Origin of the sequence: Frankia tisae, assembly GCF_025403405.1 — a bacterium.
GTDB lineage: Bacteria > Actinomycetota > Actinomycetes > Frankiales > Frankiaceae > Frankia > Frankia tisai.
Genome location: NZ_JANEZT010000558.1, coordinates 1 through 2,854 on the forward strand (window position 1 = coordinate 1; position 2,854 = coordinate 2,854).

Genomic DNA, 2,854 nt, shown 5'->3' on the forward strand with positions numbered 1-2,854 from the left:
GTCCGGGGTGGGGTCTTGAGGGGGGTGATGCCGGCGTCGGCGAGGACCGTGTCGAACGAGGCGGTGAGGTGGCCGAGTTTGAACAGTTCGCCTTGGATCGGCTGGTGGCTCCATGTCGTGTTCTTGGCCGCGAGCTGTTCGATCAGCGCGGCGATCTCCGGGCTGATCGGAGGTCGTCCCGTCTGCTGCGGGTAGGTCCATTTCTTGGTGATCAGACGACGGTGTCACCGTAGGACGGTGCCGGGGGTGACGAGCCGGTGCGCTCGCAGTGCTCTGGGTAGGAGTCGGATCAGTGCGGCGAGGACCGCCCGGTCTGCCCAGTCCTATCGGGGCTTGGGCTGGGTATGGCGTAGCACCGCGACCTCGTGCCGCGGTACGAGCGGCTCGATGTCCTTGGACGCCGACGAACGGCCGAGGGGGATCAGCTATCCGCACACCCGCACGAAGATCAGGTAGAGCAGGCGCACGGACATGGCTGACCATCATGCTGCCGGTCCCGCGGCGGCGCATCGCCCCAGGTCACAGGCTCAGGCCGACTTTTGGCACCCAACAGCTCACCTGACAGGTAGGAACCCGGCTGGCTGACGGGTCGCGCCGGCCCGCAACGCCGGGATGAGCTCCCGGCCCCAGCGCACCACGTCCTCGTAGGGGTCGAAACCACGGATGAGGAACGTGTCGACGCCGATGTCGTGGTAGCGCAGCAGCGCGTCTGCGACCTGCTGGGCCGTTCCGACGTGCCCGGAGGAGTTGCCGCCCGGTCCCGTCAGCGCCGTCACGCCGAACCAGAGCCGATCGTCGTACACCTGCTGACGGGCCGCCACCTGCTGCAGCCGTTCGGAGGCCACCGAGTTCGACAGGCCAGGGAAGCCCTGCCCGCCCTGGGCGGCCGCCGCAACCCGCCGCCGGGTCTCGGCCGCGATGGCCTCCGCGCGGGCCCAGGCGGCATCCTCGGTGTCGGCGATGATCGGCCGCGTGGAGAGGCTGAACCGCAGGGTGCGCCCGTGCCTGGCGGCGGCGGCGCGCAGCAGGGCGATGCGTTCCGCGGTCTGCTCCAGTGGCTCGCCGAACAGCATGTAGACGTCGGCGTGCTGGGCACCGACCGTGACGGCGGCGTCCGACTGCCCGCCGAAGAACAGCGGGATGCCGGCGGGGGTGGCGGCCCTGACCGAGCTGTACGCGCCGGCGAACCGGTAGAAGCGGCCCTCATGGTCGAAGGGGGCGTCGGCGGTGAGGGTCCGGCGCAGCACCGCCATGAACTCGGCGGTGCGCTCGTAGCGGGTGTCGTGGTCGGCGAAGTCGCCGTCCCGGCGCTGGTCGGCGTCGTTGCCGCCGGAGATGTGGTGAATGGCGACCCGCCCACCGCCGCTGAGCTGGTCGAGGGTGGCCAGCTTGCGGGCGACGAGCGTCGGCACGACGAATCCCGGCCGGTGCGCGATGAGGACGCCGAGGCGCTCGGTCGAGGCCAGGACGTGGCCGGCGACGGCGAAACCGTCCGGTGAGGTGGCGCCGTAGCCGATGAGCACCCGGTCGAATCCGGCGGCGTCGTGGGCCTTGGCGAACCGGGTCAGGTAGGCGGTGTCGACGGCGGGGCCGTCGAAGAAGGAGCCCCGGGTCTCCGATGCCTCCTTGGTGCTCACCATGCCGAGGATTTCGAGGGACATGCGCGCAACCTCCGAGCTGTGCTGAAGCTGGTCTGTACTGACGCAGGGCCGGGCCGAAGCCGGATTGAGCCGAGGATCAGGCGGGTACCGGCTCGCGGTCGGCGGTCTGGTCCCGCACGAGGCGGATGAGGGCGCCGTAGTCCCGGGCGTCCGCGACCGGGTCGAAGCCGCGGATGAGCAGGGTGGACACCCCGACGTTGACGTAGTCGACGAGGGACTCGGCGACCTGCTCGTAGCTGCCGACCAGCGCCGTGGAGTTGCCTGCCGCGCCGGTGGCCTTGGCGATCGCGGTCCACAGCCGCTTGTCGTGCACGTCGCCCTCGGCGGCGAACTTCAGCAGCCGCTGGCTGCCGACCTGGGCGGCCCCGTCGATACCGATTGCCCGCTTGAGCTCACCGGCCCGCGCCTGGGTGAGCTCGAGGATGTCGGCGGCCCGGTCCCAGGCGGACTGCTCGGTGTCGGCCGGGATGGGGCGCAGGCTCACGCTGAACCGCGGGTCGCGCCCGTGTGGCGCCGCCGCCGCGCGCACCTGCCCGATCCGTTCGACGATCCCGGCCAGCGGCTCTCCCCAGAACGCGTACACGTCGGCGTGCCTGCCCCCGACCCGGATCGCGTCGGCGGAGGCCCCACCGAAGTAGATCGGGATGTTCCCCGCCGCCGGGCGTACCGACGACCAGCCGCCGCGCACCCGGTAGAACTCGCCGTCGTAGTCGAACGGCGCCGCCGACTCCCACTCCCGGCGCAGCACGTCGAGGAACTCGTCGGTGCGGCGGTAGCGGGTCACCTTGTCGGTGAGGTCCCCGTCCCGAGCCTGGTCCACGTCGTCACCACCGGTGATCACGTGCAGGGCGACGCGGCCCGGGTGGAAGGCGTCCAGGGTGGCGTACGTGCGGGCGGCGATCGTCGGGGCGACGAAGCCGGGGCGGTGCGCGAGCAGCACCTTCAGGGTCGTCGTGCGGGAGAGGATCTGGTCGGCGACGACGAAGCCGTCGGGCATGGCGGAGGAGTGCGCGACGAGCACCCGGTCGAAGCCGGCGTCCTCGTGCGTGCGAACCAGCCGTTCCAGATAGGCCGGATCGACGGCCGGGCCGGCGAAGCCCTGCGACTCGCTGCCCGCGGCTGTGCTGGCGATCCCGATGAACTCGACGCTCACGCTGAGGATTCCTTCCGGGCGGTGATGGCGGTGATGGCGG

3 protein-coding genes are annotated in these 2,854 nt (G+C 71.4%); 1 reads left to right on the plus strand and 2 read right to left on the minus strand.

Features of this window, described 5'->3' with window-relative positions:
- Positions 1-233 (plus strand): hypothetical protein (locus NBZ85_RS34185; protein ID WP_261563258.1); only part of this gene is annotated, 233 nt, incomplete at its 5' end.
- A 321-nt stretch (positions 234-554) separates the two neighbouring features.
- Here NBZ85_RS34185 and NBZ85_RS29775 read toward each other — a convergent pair.
- The gene (locus NBZ85_RS29775) at positions 555-1,661 is read right to left on the minus strand and encodes an LLM class flavin-dependent oxidoreductase (protein WP_261560573.1); all 1,107 of its coding nucleotides are present in this window, start codon (positions 1,659-1,661) and stop codon (positions 555-557) included.
- Between the two features lie 76 nt (positions 1,662-1,737).
- Positions 1,738-2,854, minus strand: a 1,117-nt coding sequence (locus tag NBZ85_RS29780; RefSeq protein ID WP_264762469.1) for an LLM class flavin-dependent oxidoreductase, incomplete at its 5' end; no start/stop codon positions are given.

What these genes read in the sequence shown, in the direction of transcription:
- NBZ85_RS29775 (WP_261560573.1), bottom strand. Translation starts at nt 1,661, where the DNA reads ATGTCCCTCGAAATCCTCGGCATGGTGAGCACCAAGGAGGCATCGGAG.